General features: G+C 65.5%; 15 protein-coding genes. 4 read left to right on the top strand and 11 right to left on the bottom strand.

All coding sequences use genetic code 11. From position 1 onward, the window contains the following. Positions 1-14: 14 nt before the first annotated feature. The gene (locus tag HOP52_RS04965) at positions 15-1,097 is read right to left on the bottom strand and encodes a DNA-binding protein (RefSeq protein WP_238976174.1); all 1,083 of its coding nucleotides are present in this window, start codon (positions 1,095-1,097) and stop codon (positions 15-17) included. 309 nt (positions 1,098-1,406) lie between these two features. Here HOP52_RS04965 and HOP52_RS04960 point away from each other — a divergent pair, with 309 nt between their 5' ends. Both HOP52_RS04960 and HOP52_RS04955 read left to right on the top strand, forming a co-directional pair. Then, positions 1,407-2,615, top strand: coding sequence for a tyrosine-type recombinase/integrase (locus tag HOP52_RS04960; RefSeq protein ID WP_422677687.1), 1,209 nt, complete (start codon positions 1,407-1,409; stop codon positions 2,613-2,615). A gap of 28 nt (positions 2,616-2,643) precedes the next feature. After that, positions 2,644-3,069 carry a SufE family protein gene (locus tag HOP52_RS04955; RefSeq protein WP_238976173.1) on the top strand — a complete coding sequence of 142 codons (426 nt, stop codon included), beginning with the start codon at positions 2,644-2,646 and terminating at the stop codon, positions 3,067-3,069. A 131-nt stretch (positions 3,070-3,200) separates the two neighbouring features. Here HOP52_RS04955 and yidD read toward each other — a convergent pair whose 3' ends face one another. The 10 genes from yidD to gorA form a co-directional block, all read right to left on the bottom strand. Beyond that, positions 3,201-3,548, bottom strand: coding sequence for a membrane protein insertion efficiency factor YidD (gene yidD / locus HOP52_RS04950; RefSeq protein ID WP_422677686.1), 348 nt, complete (start codon positions 3,546-3,548; stop codon positions 3,201-3,203). A gap of 14 nt (positions 3,549-3,562) precedes the next feature. After that, positions 3,563-4,003: a phosphoribosyl-AMP cyclohydrolase gene (hisI, locus tag HOP52_RS04945; protein ID WP_238976171.1), complete on the bottom strand. Its 441-nt coding sequence runs from the start codon at positions 4,001-4,003 to the stop codon at positions 3,563-3,565. Between the two features lie 44 nt (positions 4,004-4,047). After that, a complete protein-coding gene (locus tag HOP52_RS04940; RefSeq protein WP_238976169.1) occupies positions 4,048-4,503 on the bottom strand; it encodes a Fur family transcriptional regulator in 456 nt (151 codons plus the stop codon). A 33-nt stretch (positions 4,504-4,536) separates the two neighbouring features. Then, positions 4,537-5,538 (bottom strand): alpha-L-glutamate ligase-like protein, encoded by a 1,002-nt coding sequence (locus HOP52_RS04935; protein WP_238976167.1) that lies wholly within the window; start codon positions 5,536-5,538, stop codon positions 4,537-4,539. A 4-nt stretch (positions 5,539-5,542) separates the two neighbouring features. Beyond that, a complete protein-coding gene (locus HOP52_RS04930; protein WP_238976165.1) occupies positions 5,543-7,048 on the bottom strand; it encodes an inactive transglutaminase family protein in 1,506 nt (501 codons plus the stop codon). A 32-nt stretch (positions 7,049-7,080) separates the two neighbouring features. Continuing rightward, the gene (locus HOP52_RS04925; RefSeq protein ID WP_238976164.1) at positions 7,081-7,932 is read right to left on the bottom strand and encodes a putative ATP-dependent zinc protease; all 852 of its coding nucleotides are present in this window, start codon (positions 7,930-7,932) and stop codon (positions 7,081-7,083) included. 320 nt (positions 7,933-8,252) lie between these two features. Continuing rightward, the gene (locus tag HOP52_RS04920; RefSeq protein WP_238976162.1) at positions 8,253-8,663 is read right to left on the bottom strand and encodes an ectoine synthase; all 411 of its coding nucleotides are present in this window, start codon (positions 8,661-8,663) and stop codon (positions 8,253-8,255) included. Between the two features lie 138 nt (positions 8,664-8,801). After that, positions 8,802-10,067 carry a diaminobutyrate--2-oxoglutarate transaminase gene (ectB, locus tag HOP52_RS04915; RefSeq protein ID WP_238976160.1) on the bottom strand — a complete coding sequence of 422 codons (1,266 nt, stop codon included), beginning with the start codon at positions 10,065-10,067 and terminating at the stop codon, positions 8,802-8,804. 97 nt (positions 10,068-10,164) lie between these two features. Continuing rightward, positions 10,165-10,743, bottom strand: coding sequence for a diaminobutyrate acetyltransferase (gene ectA, locus HOP52_RS04910; RefSeq protein WP_238976159.1), 579 nt, complete (start codon positions 10,741-10,743; stop codon positions 10,165-10,167). Between the two features lie 225 nt (positions 10,744-10,968). Further along, positions 10,969-12,330, bottom strand: coding sequence for a glutathione-disulfide reductase (gene gorA / locus HOP52_RS04905; RefSeq protein WP_238976158.1), 1,362 nt, complete (start codon positions 12,328-12,330; stop codon positions 10,969-10,971). A gap of 122 nt (positions 12,331-12,452) precedes the next feature. On the opposite strand from gorA, the gene can reads away from it, so the two are divergent. Beyond that, positions 12,453-13,100 (top strand): carbonate dehydratase, encoded by a 648-nt coding sequence (can, locus tag HOP52_RS04900; RefSeq protein ID WP_238976156.1) that lies wholly within the window; start codon positions 12,453-12,455, stop codon positions 13,098-13,100. 161 nt (positions 13,101-13,261) lie between these two features. Continuing rightward, a complete protein-coding gene (locus HOP52_RS04895; protein WP_238976155.1) occupies positions 13,262-14,830 on the top strand; it encodes an ABC transporter substrate-binding protein in 1,569 nt (522 codons plus the stop codon). Positions 14,831-14,896 lie beyond the last annotated feature (66 nt).

Genomic DNA, 14,896 nt, shown 5'->3' with positions numbered 1-14,896 from the left:
CTGGCGTCTGCCGCCTACCGGCTGTCGCCCCCGTCGCTAGACTCTGCACGAGCATGTGGTTGAGAAGGCCCCGCCGAGGCGGGGCCTTCTTCGTTGATTGCCCCTTCGTCGTCATCCACCGCTGCCTCAGCGGGTTGCGTTCGCGCCTGCCGCTCCTGGCGGGCCAGCGCAGCCTCCAGGGCCCGCAGCCTCGCGCCCTGTTCGTCCAGGTGGCGGCGCTGATCATCGACCCGCCCCTGCAGCAGCGCCTGGGCGTGGCGCAGGGTGTCGGCCCGCTCCTCGGCGCGGGACCTGGCCCACTGGGTCTCCCGGTGTGCCTTCTCCTCCTGGGTAAGCGCCTGACGCGCCTCCTGCAGCTCCCCCTGTAGCGCCTCCAGGCGGCCTTCCAGCTGCTGTTGCCTGGCCGCCTGCCGCTTGTCCGCCGCCAGGCGCTCCTGGCGAAGATCGTCCAGCAGCGCCATCAGGCGGGCCTCGGCGGCTTCGTGGCGCTGCTCCTCCTGGGCCTCCTGCGCCTGGTGGCGGCCCTCGAGCTCGGCCAGCGCCTGGTGCTGGACCTGAGCCTGGCGTTCGAGCTCGGCCTGCAGCGCTTCACCGCGTCGGGTAGCCTGCGCGAGGCGCTCCTCGAGCCGCTCGCGCTGCCGGTTGGCCTGGTCGCGTTCGGCCTCGGCCCGGGCGAGCTCGGCGCCGCGCGCCTCCAGGCGCTGCTCGATGCTGGCCAGGTGAGCGGCCAAGGCGGCCTCGCGCTGCGCCGCATCCTCGGCGTTACGGCGTGCGTCCTCGGCCGCCTGCCGGGCCGAGGCGACCTTGCCGTCGGCCTCCTCGCGATAGTGGGCAAGTGCCTCGCCGGCGGCCTCCTGGGCCTGCTCCCACAGCTGTTCGGCCAGCTGCTGGATACCCTCGGGCATAGTGCGCGGCGGTGGGCGGTCGCGGTTTTCCTCCCGGCGCGTACGCCACTCCCTGAGGTGCTCGCTAATGGTGGTGAAGCTGCCGGTGCCCAGCACTTCACGAATCTTCTGCACGCCGGGAGCGTCGCCCCTGGCGAGCAGGGTGTCGATCGCCCGCCGGACGTCCTCGTACTGCACACCGCTGCGTGCCATCTCACTCTCCTCGTTGCGCCGCCGTCGCGCCGGCAGTCTCCATGCGCGTCATGGGACTTGATGTCGGCGGCAGGATAGCGCGGCAGGCCTCGAAAAGGAAGAATATTACATATTACGTAACTGTATTATTATTTATCTTATTAAACAAAAAAGCATGATTACGCTCATTATCTTGCATTTATTGAGAGAGGACGGAGATACTGAGGGGCAAGGGGCAAGGGGCAAGGGGCAAGGGGCAAGGGGCAAGGGGCAAGGGGCAAGGGGCAAGGGGCAAGGGGCAAGGGGCAAGGGGCAAGGAGCAAGAAGAGAGTGAGTCGCCAGAAACATAACGAAACAGGCCTGCAGGGCTGGCCGGCGCCTGCAGGGGAGCTGCTGCCCGCCGAGCCGGGCGGGCAGGGTGCCTATATCGCCGCAAGCAGCGACGCGGAGGCGGTGGGGCAGTGGCTGGCCGAGTATCGGGCCAGCCCGCAGACGCTGCGCGCCTATCGACGGGAGGCCGAGCGACTGCTGCTGTGGCTGAGCGAACAGGGCAGGGGGCTTGGCGAGCTCAGGCGAGAGGACCTCGATGCCTTCGAGGCCTTTCTCGTCGACCCGCGGCCGCGCAGCCGCTGGGTCGGGCCGCCGCGGCCGCGGCACAGCCCCGAGTGGCGGCCGTTCCGAGGCCCGCTGTCGCCGGCCAGCCGACGACAGAGCCTGGTGATCCTGCAGGGCCTGTTCGCCTGGCTGGTGGAAGCCGGCTGGGTGGCGCACAACCCGTTCCGGCTGATGCGCGACAAACGTCGCCGGCTCAACAACCGCCAGCAGGGGGTGGAGCGCTACCTGGAGCGCCCGCTCTGGGAATGGCTATGGCAGTGGCTTGCCCGCCAGCCGGAGGAGGGTGTCGGCGAACGGGAGCACTTCGAGCACGGGCGTCGCCGTCTGGTGTTCGGCTTCGCCTACCTGCTAGCCCCGCGGATCAGCGAGATGGCCGGGGCACGCATGGGCGACTTCGAGCGGCGCGAGGGGCGCTGGTGGTGGCGAGTGGTGGGCAAGGGAGACAAGGTCGCGCGCATCCCGGTGCCGCCGGATATGCTCGCCCTGCTGACCCAGTGGCGCGAACGGCTGGGCCTGCCGTCTCATCCGGCCCCGGACGAGACGGCCCCGCTGCTACGTAGCCTGGACGGCCGACGCGGCCTCGGCGACAACCGGCTCTACCGGCTGATTCGCGAGACCTTCCAGCAGGCCGCCGCAGCGCTGGAGAGCGAGGCCGGGGAGGGGGCCAGAGCCGAGGTGCTGCGGCTGCGTCAGGCCACGCCGCACTGGCTTCGCCATACCGCCCTGACCCATCAGGCTCAGGCCGGGGTGGAATTGCGCTACCTGGCCGGCACCGCCCGCCATGCCCGGCTCGACACCACCGCTCGCTACCTGCACGCCGAAGATGAGGAGTGGCATCGCCAGCAGTCGGCCCACCGCCTGCCGTTCGACAGCCGCGGCCGGTCCTACGCGGATGATCGTGATGGGGCCGCTGAACCGATATAATGGGGTCCATCCCCTTCAAGGAGTCACCATGAATTCCGAGACCACAGCCGAACAGGCCCAGCAGGCGCTGCTGGATGAGTTCGAGATGTTCGACAACTGGATGGACCGCTACCAGTACATCATCGACATGGGCAAGCAGCTCCCCGAGTTCCCCGAGGAGTGGAAGACCCCCGAGCGCAAGATCCAGGGCTGCCAATCCAATGTCTGGCTGCACCACCGCCACGAGGGGGGGCGCCTGCGTTTCGACGCCGTCTCGGATGCCGCCATCGTGTCGGGACTGATCGCGGTGCTGATGCGCATCTACAATGACCGGCCGGCGGCGGAGATTCGGGACACCAGCCCACACTTCCTCGCCGATCTGGGCCTCGACAAGCACCTGTCGCCGACGCGCAGCAACGGCTTGAACAGCATGCTGGCACGCATCTACGAGATCGCCGAGCAGGAAGCGGCCTAAGCGCTAGCCCTGCTCATATAATCATTTTTATGGACTAGGCTTTAAAAATAATCGTTTTTAAGGCGGGATAATCATTTTGGTGGCGAGTGGGCCGGGTGGTCGCGGGCTACCACTATTTGTTCAGCGCTTCCTTAGCGGTGACGGCAGGCGCCGCCGCGGGGCCGGAAGTGCTCGTCGAGTTCCGGATCCTCCCGGCAGAGACGCTCGCTGGGCCCGCCGGGCACCGGGTCGATGCCGCCCTGGCTGCCGGGGTGGCAGCGTACGATACGGCGAGCGGCCAGCCAGCCACCCTTCAGCGGCCCGTGGACCTGAATTGCTTCTGCCGTGTAGTGGGAGCAGCTGGGCCAGAAGCGACAGCGGGGGCCCAGCAACGGGCTCAAGGCGACCTGGTAGAGTTTTACCAGCCCGAGCATGAGCAGGCCGAGCCCGCGGGTCAGCAGGCGCCCTAAGCGGTAGAGCCAGGCCGCAAGGCAATTCATGGATCGGTACTCCCCTAGGGCTTCTGGTAGAGCGTATCGGGGTCGATCAGCGGATCGCTGGTGATGCGCGCGCCGGTTTCCTCGAGCGCCACATAGAAGCAGCTGCGCCGCCCGGTATGACAGGCGGGGCCGGTCTGATCCACCCGCAGCAGCAGGGTATCGCCGTCGCAATCGAGGCTGGCAGAGCGTAGGTGCTGCTGCTGGCCCGACGACTCGCCCTTGCGCCACAGCTTGCCGCGGGAGCGCGACCAGTAGCAGACGCGGCCGGTGCGCAGGGTCTCGTCCAGCGCCTCGCGGTTCATCCAGGCCATCATCAGCACCTCGCCGCTATCGTGCTGCTGAGCAATGGCGGGCATCAGGCCGTCGGCGTTGAAGTGGGCGGCATCGAGAATCGCGGCACGCGGCCAGCGCGAGTCGCGTTCGGCACGCTCCAGTTCCTTGAAGGTTTCGGCCATGGGAGCTCCTGGGGTGAGAATGGTGTGGGTCAAGGCGGTCGGCATCAGCAGGCCTGGGAGGCGGCCTCCTGACAGTCGTCACAGCGTCCCAGCAACTCGATGGTCTGACGCTCCACGCGAAAGCCCAGCGCCTGGGCGCGGGCGTCGAGCTGCGCATTGACATCGTCGAGATGCAGCTCTTCGACCCGACCGCAGTTGCGACAGATCAGCAGCTGGAAGCCGTGGGCGTGCTCGGGACAGGGGCAGGCGACATAGGCGTTGAGCGACTCGATGCGATGCACCAGGCCCTGCTCGATCAGGAAGTCCAGGGCGCGGTAGATGGTCGGCGGCCGGGCGGCGGCATGCTCCATGGCCAGCCGGTCGAGCAGCTCATAGGCCTTGAGCCCGCCGCTAGCACTGGCGATCATCTCCAACACGCGGCGGCGAATGGGGGTGAAGCGCGCGCCGTGCCGCTGACACTGTCGTTCGGCCTGCAGGAGCAGGGTGGTGGAGTCGGCCATGGTCGATCCGCTGCTGGAAAACAAGCCTCTATTCTACGCGCTGGGCGCCGAGGCCACCACCGAGGGGCGGGGTTGGTGGGGACGGCACAGAACGCCCCGGCGGGCGAAATGGCGCTGGGCGAAGGCGACCCGCTGCTCGGGGCCGACGCCTTCACCCTGCTGCTCGATGAGGTCCAGGCGTGGCCGCAGGCCTTCGCCGTTGGCCATCTGGATCGCCAGTCCCGGACGGGCATTGAGCTCCAGGAGCATCGGCCCTCTGTGCCGGTCCAGCACCATGTCGGTGCCCAGGTAGCCGAGCCCGGTCATCTCGTAGCAGCCGGCCGCCAGCAGCAGCAGGGCATGCCAGTCGGGAATGCGCAGGCTCGCCAACTCGTGCCCCGTATCAGGATGGTCCAGGCGGGTGCGGTCGAACTGTACGCCGCGCAGCGCCGCCCCAGTGGCAATATCGAGCCCGACGCCCACGGCCCCCTGGTGCAGATTGGCCTTGCCGTCGGATGCCGCCGTCGACAGGCGCATCATGGCCATCACCGGGTAGCCGCGGAAGATGACCACGCGAATATCGGGGACGCCTTCATAGGTGTAGGCGGAGAGCGTCTCGTCGAAATTGATCAGCGCCTCGACCACGGCGACGTCCGGCGACCCCCCCAAGGAGTAGAGGCCGGAGAGGATATTGGAGACATGGCGCTCCAGATCCGCGAGTGTGAGCCTTGCGCCGCTGGGCTTGATATAGCCGTCGGGGTCGCAGCGCTCGATCACCAGGATACCCTTGCCGCCGCTGCCCTTGGCCGGCTTGATCACGAAACCGGCGTGGCCGGTCACCATCTGGCGAAGCTGCTTGACGCCGAACTGGGTCGTCACGGTGCCGACCAGCGCCGGGGTGGTGATGCCGTGCTTTTCGGCCAGCAGCTTGGTCTGCAGCTTGTCGTCCACCAGGGGGTAGAGTCGGCGGTCGTTGTAGCGCCCGATATAGCGGATATTGCGCCGGTTCATGCCGATGATGCCACGGCTGAAGAGTTGGCTGGGGCGTGCCCACATGGCGTCAGTCCTCGGTCACGGGCTTGAAGCGGCGCAGTTCGAGCAGTCGGTAGCCGGTATAGTTACCGAGCAGCAGGATCAGCGCCATCAGGATCAGCTGCACCCCCAGGAAATTGAAGGTGATATGGCGAATCCAGGGGTTGTTCATGGCCAGATAGGCCAGCACGGCGGTGACCAGGCTGCCGCCCCCCTGGATCAGCACCTCCTTGGGGCCTTCTTCCTCCCATAGGATCGACATCCGCTCGATAGTCCAGGAGAGGATGATCATCGGGAAGAAGGTGATGGTCAGTCCCGCATTGAGGCCCACCCGATAGGAGAGCACCGAGAACAGCGAGATGATGGCAATGACCGTGATGATCACCGCCGAGACGCGCGCCACCAGCAGCAGGTTGAGATAGGAGAGGTAGTTGCGGATCACCAGGCCCACGGCAACGATCAGCAAAAAGCCGATCAGCCCGGTGAGCAGCGTGGTCTGGATGAAGGCCAGGGCGATCAGTACCGGCATGAAGGTGCCGGAGGTCTTGATCCCCACCATGATGCGCAGGAACACCACCACCAGGGCGCCGATGGGAATCAGCAGGATGGTCTGGAACAGCGCCTGTTCCTCGAGAGGCAGGCTGTGGATCGAGAAGTTAAGCAGGGTGTCATTGGCCAGCTGGCTTCGAACGGCTGCCGCGGCCGGCTGGTTGCGCGAGAGCATCGAGAAGGTCACCCGAGAATTGGTGCCGCCCTGCACCTCCAGCACCGCCTGACCGCCGGTCTCCCATAGCAGCAGGTTGTCGGGTCGCCCCTGTTCGCCGGTAACCGGATTGAACAGCGACCAGCGCCTTTCATCCTCGTAGACCTGAATCCAGGGCGTCAGGGTCTGGCGGCGCCGGCCGTCGTTCAGCATCAGCCCGCTGACCTCACGGGCATGCACGCCGGCTTGATTGAGCAGCCGCACCAGCAGAGGGCCGCGGTCGAATTGCGTCAGCAGCAGACGGGCGTTCTCGCCCTGGCGATCGTCGCTGAAGTCGCGAATCAGCTCCCGGGCGAAGGTATAGGGATCGGCGCTGCGCGCCCAGGCGCGCTCGATGACCTGGGCGGCCGCCGTGTCATAGGGCCGTTCCCAGGCGCTATTGCGCAGCGCAGGACGCGGTATCGGTTGCTGGTCGCGGTCGTCGGTCACCAGCAGGCGAATGGAGTAGTAGAGCTGCTGGCTGCCGGTCGCCTCGCGGATCGACCACTGGGCGCGGCGGGCGGCGTCATCCTGGAGGAATGACAGGCCATACCCCGGCGAGGCGGTGTTTTCGGTCAGGATACGATAGCCACGCTGGTGAGAGGGCAGGGCAAAATCAACGCGAACGGGCTCCCCTAGGGCCGTGAAGTCGACGACGGCCTCTACCTCCCAGGTTTGCCGCTGCTCACCCGGTGTCCAGGGGACTTCGAGCTGAACGTGCCGGTGCACGCTGAAGCCGATGCCGAGCACCAGCAGCAATCCCACGATCAAATAGAAGGGCAGTCGCGACATGTAGGTTCCTTGGAGGGCAGGGTGGGCGAGGCTCAGCGCTCGTCTTCATCCTGGTCATCGATCTCGTCCTCGTGGGCCTCGTCGGCGGGCCGGCCACCGGGAAACTCGGGACGGGGATGGAGATAGGTCTCGGCCACATCGATCACCGCCAGGTCCATGAGGAAGCGGCGCCCTAGCAGCACCGGGTAGTTGAGGTGGGTGCGATCACTGAGGGTGAACTCGACCGGCTCATGGATAGCCCCCAGGCTCATGATCAGGCTGACCACCGGGCGGGACTCGGTGCCGGCGGCCTGCAGGATGCGCACCCGACGCACCACCGGTGCTTCGATCCATTCATCGCGTACATCGTCCACCGCCACGTCGTCGTCGGTCAGGCCGAGCTTGAAGCGAACCCAGTTTTCACCGTCGCGCTCGAAGCGGGTAATCTCGGTGGCCGACAGCGAGGAGGTGCTGGCTCCCGAGTCGACGCGGGCCTTGAGGTAGGTGCCGATATCGGGCAGACCGATCCACTCGGAACGGCCGACCAGTTCCTTGCCCTCGAGTACGTCGCCGGCCCGGTCATTGCAGTCGGCGGCGATGATCACCGGCTCATCGTCGCGCTGCTCGAGCCGCGCGATATCGCTACGCAGACGACGCAGCAGGCCGCCGACCTCGCGCACATCCGCCTGCAGCTCGCCTTGGCGCAGATCCTGCTGCGCCTGCCACTGCAACTGGGCGTCACAGCGCTGTCCCAGGTTCTGCTCCAGGTGGGCGATACGCGCCTCGAAGGCGTCAGGCGTCAGCGTCGGTTCGGGCTCGGCCTGTTGGCCAGGAGCCAGGGCGCAGCCGGTCAGCAGCAGCGAGGTCAGCAACCAGGGCACAGCGGTCAGCGATAAGAGACGCATGCGGGACAAGGACCTCCGGGGCGGCGACCCTCAATGCAGGGACTGGCGAGGGTGGCAAGTGGGCTGGCGTAGCGAAGAAGGGATGATAAGGAGTCCGGCGCCGGTTTGTCCAACTCGGCAGCATCTATGATTTAACATAATATACATTATGCGAACTACTGGATACCATCCCCAATAATGCCCAACCAATCGATACCCAAGCCCTCGTGCCGTAACGTTGGGAAACCGGCGCCACCCGCAAGACACAAACACCCCCGGCACCACCAGGTGTCGGGGGCAACGACCGTCATGCCAGGCATCCGGGTTGGCACTGGTTGCAGTTAGAGCGGCTTCTCGTCGTCGGCTTCGGCCGGCGCATAGGAGCCATCCTCACGGTGCACTTCCTTGCCGCTGAGACCCGGCGTGAACACGCAGGCCAGGTGCATGGTCTTGAAGGCGCGCAGCAGATGCTCGTCGTGCTGGTCGAGAATGTAGATGTCGCCCTGCTTGATCGGCCAGATCTTGCCGTCGGCCAGGGTCTCGACCTCACCGTCCCCTTCGATGCAGTAGACCGCCTCGAAGTGGTGCTTGTAATGGATATGCGTCTCGGTACCCGCATAGATCCGCGTGATATGGAAAGAACAGTTGCCACCATCGTCGGCGAGGCTTAGACGGGTACTGTCCCAGTTGCCGTTCTCGGCCTTGACCAGGCGGTCAGTCTCCCGCGCGACTTCGAGGTTGCGTACGATCATGGGTCTCTCTCCCGGTAATTCGGTAGTTGGGCAGCCGCTGTGCGTGCTGCCCAGGGACTGACTGCTGCACTAGGTCAGCAGACGCACCTTGATTTCAGCAGATGCCGAGGCGCTTGTCGTGCTCGGCATCTGGCTCACTCAGCTAAGCGCCTGCTTGGTGCTGGCCTCGAGGATATCCAGGCCCTCGACCAGGTCTTCGTCGCTGATGGTCAGCGGGCAGAGGCACTTGACCACTTCGCCGTCCTGACCGCTGGTCTCGATCACCAGGCCATTCTCGAAGGCCTGGGCGGTGATCTTGTCGGCCACCTCGCCGCTGCCGACATCGATGCCGCGCATCAGGCCGCGGCCGCGCTCGCTGGCCTCGATGCCCTGCTCGCTGATCCAGGCCGCAATGCGCTGGAAACGCTCGGCAACCGCCTGCCCCTTGCGCTCCACCTCCTTGGCGAAGGCGTCATCGGACCAGTACTCGCGCAGCGCCGCGGCGGCGGTGGTGAAGGCCAGGGCGAAGCCGCGGAAGGTGCCGTTGTACTGGCCGGGTGACCAGACATCCAGCTCGGGGCGCATCAGCACCTGGGAGAACGGCAGGCCCAGGCCGGAGAGCGACTTGGAGTTGGTGACGATATCCGGCGTGACGCCGGCGTGTTCGAAGCTGAAGAACTTGCCGGTACGCCCGCAGCCCGCCTGAATGTCGTCGACGATCAGCAGGATGTCGTGGGCGCGGCAGATGCCTTCCAGGCGCTTGAGCCACGCGTTGCCGCAGGCGTTGATACCGCCCTCCCCCTGCACGGTCTCGACGATGACCCCGGCCGGCACATCCAGACCGCCGGACTTGTCGGTGAGCAGCTTCTCGAAATAGTCGAGGGTATCGGTACCGTCACCCAGATAGCCGTCATAGGGCAGGAAGGTACCGCCGACGGTGGGCACCCCGCCGGTGGCCTCGCGGAACTTGCGATTGCCGGTGGTGGCCAGCGCCCCCATGGTCACGCCATGGAAGCCGTTGGTGAAGGTCACGATATTGTGGCGCCCCTTGGCATTGCGCGCCAGGCGAATGGCGGCCTCGACGGCGTTGGTGCCGGTCGGCCCGGGGAACTGGACCTTGTAGTCCAGGCCGCGGGGCTTGAGGATCACCTCGTCCAGCGCCTCGAGGTAGTTGCGCTTAGCGGCGGTCCAGAAGTCCAGCCCGTGGATGATGTTGTCCTCGGCCAGATAGTCGAGCAGCGCCTGCTTGATCTTGGGGTTGTTGTGGCCGTAGTTCAGCGTGCCGGCACCGGCCAGGAAGTCGATGTACTCGCGGCCGTCCTCATCGGTCAGCCGCGCATTGCGGGCCTGGGTGAAGACCACCGGGAAGGAGCGTGAATAGGTACGGACTTCGGATTCCATGCGTTCGAGAAGCTGGGTCTGCATTGGGCGACCTCCTTGCTGAGAGTAACGGGGAGCGTGGACGGCCGGGCATGGCCGTCCAGCGCAAATGACGGGGTGTTGCCTATGGGGGCGGGACCTGTTAGAGACGGCCGGTATCGAAGGGGCCGATACGCACCAGGTTTTCGGGATCATGCTCGCCGCCGAGCTGATCCGTGGAAAAGTACTCGCGGCTGTTGAGCGGCGCCTGCCAGCGATCGGCGAGCCGCCGAAACAGTCCCCAGGACGCCTGGTTATCCGGCGTGATGGTGGTTTCCAGGTGGTGAACCTCGGCGAGTTCCGGGCGGCTCATGACGGCATCGACCAGCCGGCGCGCCAGACCGGTGCCGCGGGCCTTCTCGCCCACGGCGACCTGCCACAGGAAATAGGTATCGGGGGCATTGCTCTTCACGTAGCCGGAAACGAAGCCGACGATTTCCCCCTCTTCATTGGTTGCCACGGCGCAGGTATCACGAAACTGCGTGGCCAGCAGCAGATAGGCGTAGGCAGAGTTCACGTCCAGCGGCGGACAGGACTTGACCAGCTCATAGATCCCCCAGCCGTCATCCGGGTTGGGCTTGCGAATGAACAGCGGTGCGGCATCGCTGCCGACCACGGCGTCGGCCACGCTGGGGCGCGCCAGATCGGCAGAGGGGGTAAAAGGCTGCGGTGTCACGTTCATGGTTAGGCTTCGCTGTTGCGATGTCGGAAAGCATGATATCAGGGGCTTGTGGCCAAATCAAAGTTGCCATTATGGCTGCCAGCAGCTTCCATAACACCAGTTTATGAAAGCTCCTCCCCTCACCTTTATCTTCCCAGTTTAGCCCAGTCTCGCCGACACTCTGCTTCCCTACGGTCAACGGGCCACCCGAAGGTGGCCCGTCGAAACCGCACCGCCGACTGCCGATCAGCGGCGTGTCGGCGTACGCAGGGTCACGAACTCTTCCGCGCCGGTGGGATGGATGCCGACGGTCGCATCGAAATCGGCCTTGGTCAGACCGGCACGCACGGCGATGGCGATGCCCTGGATCACCTCGCCGGCCTCCTCGCCCACCATATGGGCCCCCACCACCACGTCGCTGGCGCCGTCGACGATCAGCTTCATCAGGCAGCGCTCCTCGCTGCCCGAGAGCGTGTGCTTCATGGGGCGAAAGTCGGTGCGGTAGACGCGAATCGCGCCGTGGCGCTCCCGGGCCGCCTCCTCGGAGAGTCCCACGGTGCCAATATTGGGGTGGCAGAACACCGCGGTGGCGATCCTGGCGTAATCCAGCGGCGCCGGCGCTTGCTCACCGAAGTGAGCCTGGGCCATCTGCATCGCCTCGGCCAGGGCCACCGGGGTCAACTCAGGGCCACCGGTGATGTCGCCAAGCGCCAGGATCGAAGGCACCGAGGTCTCGAACCGCTCGTTGACCTTCACGCTGCCATCGGCCTTGAGGTCGATGCCCAGAGCATCCAGGCCCAGCCCGGCCAGATTGGGCCTGCGCCCGGTGGCCGCCAGCACCGCATCCACCTCGACCACCTCACCGCCGGTCAGGGTCACTCGAAAAGCGTCATCGACGCGCTCAATGGATTCGATATTGGTCTCGAAATGCAGCCTGACGCCCTTCTTGGTCATCTCATCACGGGTGAACTCCCGCACCTCGTTATCGAACCCGCGCAGGAAGAGATCGCCCCGATAGACCAACTGGGTGTCGCTGCCCAGCCCATTGAAAATACTGGCAAACTCCACGGCGATATAGCCGCCCCCCAGCACCAGGAAGCGCTTCGGAAAATGCTCCAGATCGAAGATCTCGTTGGAGGTCAGGGCGTGCTCGCTGCCGGGAAATTCCGGCACCCAGGGCCAGCCGCCCACCGCCACCAGGATCTTCATGGCGCGGATGGTTTCACCGGCCACTTCAACACGGTGAGCGTCCAGCACCCGGGCCCGGCCGTTGATCAGGCGCACCCCCGCACCGTCGAGCAGCCGGGCATAGATCTCGTTGAGGCGCTTTATCTCGCTGCTCTTGTTATCGCGCAGGGTCGCCCAGTCGAACGACGGCGGCGCCGGCAGCTGCCAACCGAACCCCCCGGCATCCTCGAAGGCATCGTGAAAGTGGGCGGCGTAGGAGTAGAGCTTCTTGGGCACGCAGCCTACGTTGACACAGGTGCCACCCAGGTAGCGGTCCTCGGCGATGGCGACCCGGGCACCCATGGCCGCCGCGGTCCGGGCGGCGCGCACGCCACCGGACCCGGCGCCGATTACGAAGAGGTCATAGTCGAACTCGGACACGTCGTTCTCCTGAAGCCGTGGGTCATTGGTGCGGCGATGATACCATTCCCCCTCGTCGAGGCAGACAGCCACCGCTTCGCTCAGCATCACCCCAACCTTCAGCGCAACGAAAGAGTGACGCCATGAAAAAAGAGATCAAGCAGCTCGTCGAACGCAACCGCCAGTGGGCCGAGGGCATCCGCCGGGAGGACCCGGCCTTCTTCGACCGGCTGTCGGAGCAGCAGAACCCCGACTATCTGTGGATCGGCTGCTCCGACAGCCGGGTGCCGGCCAACCAGATCATCGACCTACCTCCCGGGGAGGTGTTCGTTCACCGCAACGTGGCCAACCTGCTCCACCACAACGACCTCAACGCCCTGTCGGTGGTGCAGTACGCGGTGGATGTGCTGAAGGTGCGCCATATCATGGTGGTGGGCCACTACGGCTGTGGCGGCGTCCGGGCGGCGGTCACCGGCGGCGACAACGGTATGGTCGATATCTGGCTGCACTCGGTGCGTGAACTCTACGCCCGGCATCGCGAGGAGTTGGACGCGCTCGAGCTCGATGATCGAGTCGACCGGATGTGCGAACTCAACGTGAAGGCTCAGGTCACCAACCTCAGCCACACCAAGATCGTTCAGCATGCCTGGCAGCGCGGCCAGCCGTTGGCGATACACGGCTGGGTCTACGGCCTCAAGGATGGCCACGTCACCGATCTGGACTGCACGGTGGAGAGCCTCGAACAGGTCACCGAGCTGTATCGCATCGAGCGTCTCGATCCTGGCGCTTGACCCACGCCCCTTTCTACAACAATAACTTGCCCTCCCATGCGCGGCAGTGATTCAGGCTGCGCATGAGCCCAGTCACTATTTCGATTGTCCCGCGTCTCGGTGGCTCACTATGGTGGTCGCCGAATCGACAATACACAACAAGCCACCATCCGGGACGCGACATGACCCTCAAGAAGACTCTACTGGCCTCCGTGATCGGCGCCGCCCTGGCCGCCACCCTACCGGCCACTGCCGCCGCCGAGACCTTGCGCATCGGCTACAGCGCCGACCCCGAAACGCTGGATATCCACGAACAGCTGTCGGGCGGCATGCTGCGCTTTTCGCACCTCGCCTTCGACCCTCTGGTGCGCTGGACCCAGGATTTCGACTTCGAGCCGCGTCTGGCCAGTGACTGGGAGCAGGTGGACGCAACCACCCTGCGCATGACCCTGCGCAAGGGCGTGACCTTCCATTCCGGTAACCCCTTCACCGCCGAGGACGTGGCCTGGACTATCGAGCGCCTCAAGGCGAGCCCGGACTACCGCACCATCTTCGAGCCGATCGCCGACGCCCGCGCCCTGGACGACCACACCCTGGAGATCACTACCCACGCGCCCTACCCGCTGCTGCTCAACCTCGCCACCTATATCTTCCCGCTGGATCGCGAGTTCTACAGCGGCTCGACCGATAACGGCCAGGACAAGGCAGAGATCGTCAAGGCCGGCAACTCCTTCGCCTCGCGCCATCTCTCCGGCACCGGGCCCTTCATCGTCACCGAACGCCGCCAGGGCGTGCGGGTCGAGTTCGAACGCTACGCCGACTATTGGGACGAGGCCTCCGAAGGCAATGTTTCACGCATCGTGCTGACGCCCATCGCCGAGAATGCCTCGCGGGTCGCCGCCCTGCTGTCCGGAGGCGTCGACTTCATCGATGCCGTCCCACCCAACGACCTGGACCGGGTTCGTCAGGCCCAGGACACCAACCTGGTGGAGATCCCCGGCACCCGCATCATCGGCTTCCAGCTCAATGAGGCACGCGTTGAAGCCTTCCGCGACCCGCGTGTGCGGCAGGCCGTGGCCTATGCCATCAACCAGCAAGGTATTGCCGACCGTCTGATGCGCGGCTTCGCCACCCCGGCCGCCCAATTCTCCCCGGCCGGCTACTCGGGTCACAATCCCGAGCTGATGCCGCGCTATGACGTAGAGCGTGCCCAGCAGCTGATGGCCGAAGCCGGTTACGAGGATGGCTTTCGCATCGACATGATCGCGCCCAACAACCGCTATGTGAATGATGCCCAGATCGCTCAGGCGGTGGCCAATATGCTGGCGCGCATCAATATCGACGTGAACCTGCGCACCATGCCGCTGGCCCAGTATTGGCCCGAGTATGATACCCGCAGCTCGGATGCGGCGATGATCGGCTGGCACTCTGATACCGAGGACAGCGCCAACTTCTTCCAGTACTTGACCGCTTGTATCGACACCGACACCGGTGCCGGTCAGTACAACTACGGCAGCTACTGCAACGAGGCGCTGGATGCCCTAGTGGCCGACGCTGACGCCGAGACCGACCTCGAGACCCGCAACGCCATGCTGCGCGAGGCCGAGCAGATGCTCTACGACGATGCCGGCTACATCATGCTGCACTGGCAGAATCTGGCCTACGGAGCTCGCGATGGCATAGCCATCGACGCGGTGGTCAATGCCACCGACTTCCCCTATCTGGGGGACCTGGTCATCGGCCGCGACTAGCTTCGCCCGGGTACCGCCTGCCCCACGCCCGGGGTAGGCGGCTTCCGTTCGTCATTACCCTCCCTG

This window comes from Billgrantia campisalis (genome assembly GCF_022341425.1).
Lineage (GTDB): Bacteria > Pseudomonadota > Gammaproteobacteria > Pseudomonadales > Halomonadaceae > Halomonas > Halomonas campisalis.
The sequence above is the reverse complement of the archived record's forward strand: the minus strand, read 5'-3'. Positions and strand labels throughout refer to the sequence as shown.

Excerpts from the sequence above, each read along its gene's own strand:
- HOP52_RS04955 (WP_238976173.1), top strand. The coding sequence starts at position 2,644 with ATGAATTCCGAGACCACAGCCGAACAGGCCCAGCAGGCGCTGCTGGAT.
- ectB (WP_238976160.1), bottom strand. The coding sequence starts at position 10,067 with ATGCAGACCCAGCTTCTCGAACGCATGGAATCCGAAGTCCGTACCTAT.
- HOP52_RS04965 (WP_238976174.1), bottom strand. The coding sequence starts at position 1,097 with ATGGCACGCAGCGGTGTGCAGTACGAGGACGTCCGGCGGGCGATCGAC.
- HOP52_RS04930 (WP_238976165.1), bottom strand. The coding sequence starts at position 7,048 with ATGTCGCGACTGCCCTTCTATTTGATCGTGGGATTGCTGCTGGTGCTC.
- HOP52_RS04925 (WP_238976164.1), bottom strand. The coding sequence starts at position 7,932 with ATGCGTCTCTTATCGCTGACCGCTGTGCCCTGGTTGCTGACCTCGCTG.
- can (WP_238976156.1), top strand. The coding sequence starts at position 12,453 with ATGAAAAAAGAGATCAAGCAGCTCGTCGAACGCAACCGCCAGTGGGCC.
- HOP52_RS04935 (WP_238976167.1), bottom strand. The coding sequence starts at position 5,538 with ATGTGGGCACGCCCCAGCCAACTCTTCAGCCGTGGCATCATCGGCATG.
- ectA (WP_238976159.1), bottom strand. The coding sequence starts at position 10,743 with ATGAACGTGACACCGCAGCCTTTTACCCCCTCTGCCGATCTGGCGCGC.
- HOP52_RS04920 (WP_238976162.1), bottom strand. The coding sequence starts at position 8,663 with ATGATCGTACGCAACCTCGAAGTCGCGCGGGAGACTGACCGCCTGGTC.
- hisI (WP_238976171.1), bottom strand. The coding sequence starts at position 4,003 with ATGGCCGAAACCTTCAAGGAACTGGAGCGTGCCGAACGCGACTCGCGC.
- HOP52_RS04940 (WP_238976169.1), bottom strand. The coding sequence starts at position 4,503 with ATGGCCGACTCCACCACCCTGCTCCTGCAGGCCGAACGACAGTGTCAG.
- HOP52_RS04895 (WP_238976155.1), top strand. The coding sequence starts at position 13,262 with ATGACCCTCAAGAAGACTCTACTGGCCTCCGTGATCGGCGCCGCCCTG.
- yidD (WP_422677686.1), bottom strand. The coding sequence starts at position 3,548 with ATGAATTGCCTTGCGGCCTGGCTCTACCGCTTAGGGCGCCTGCTGACC.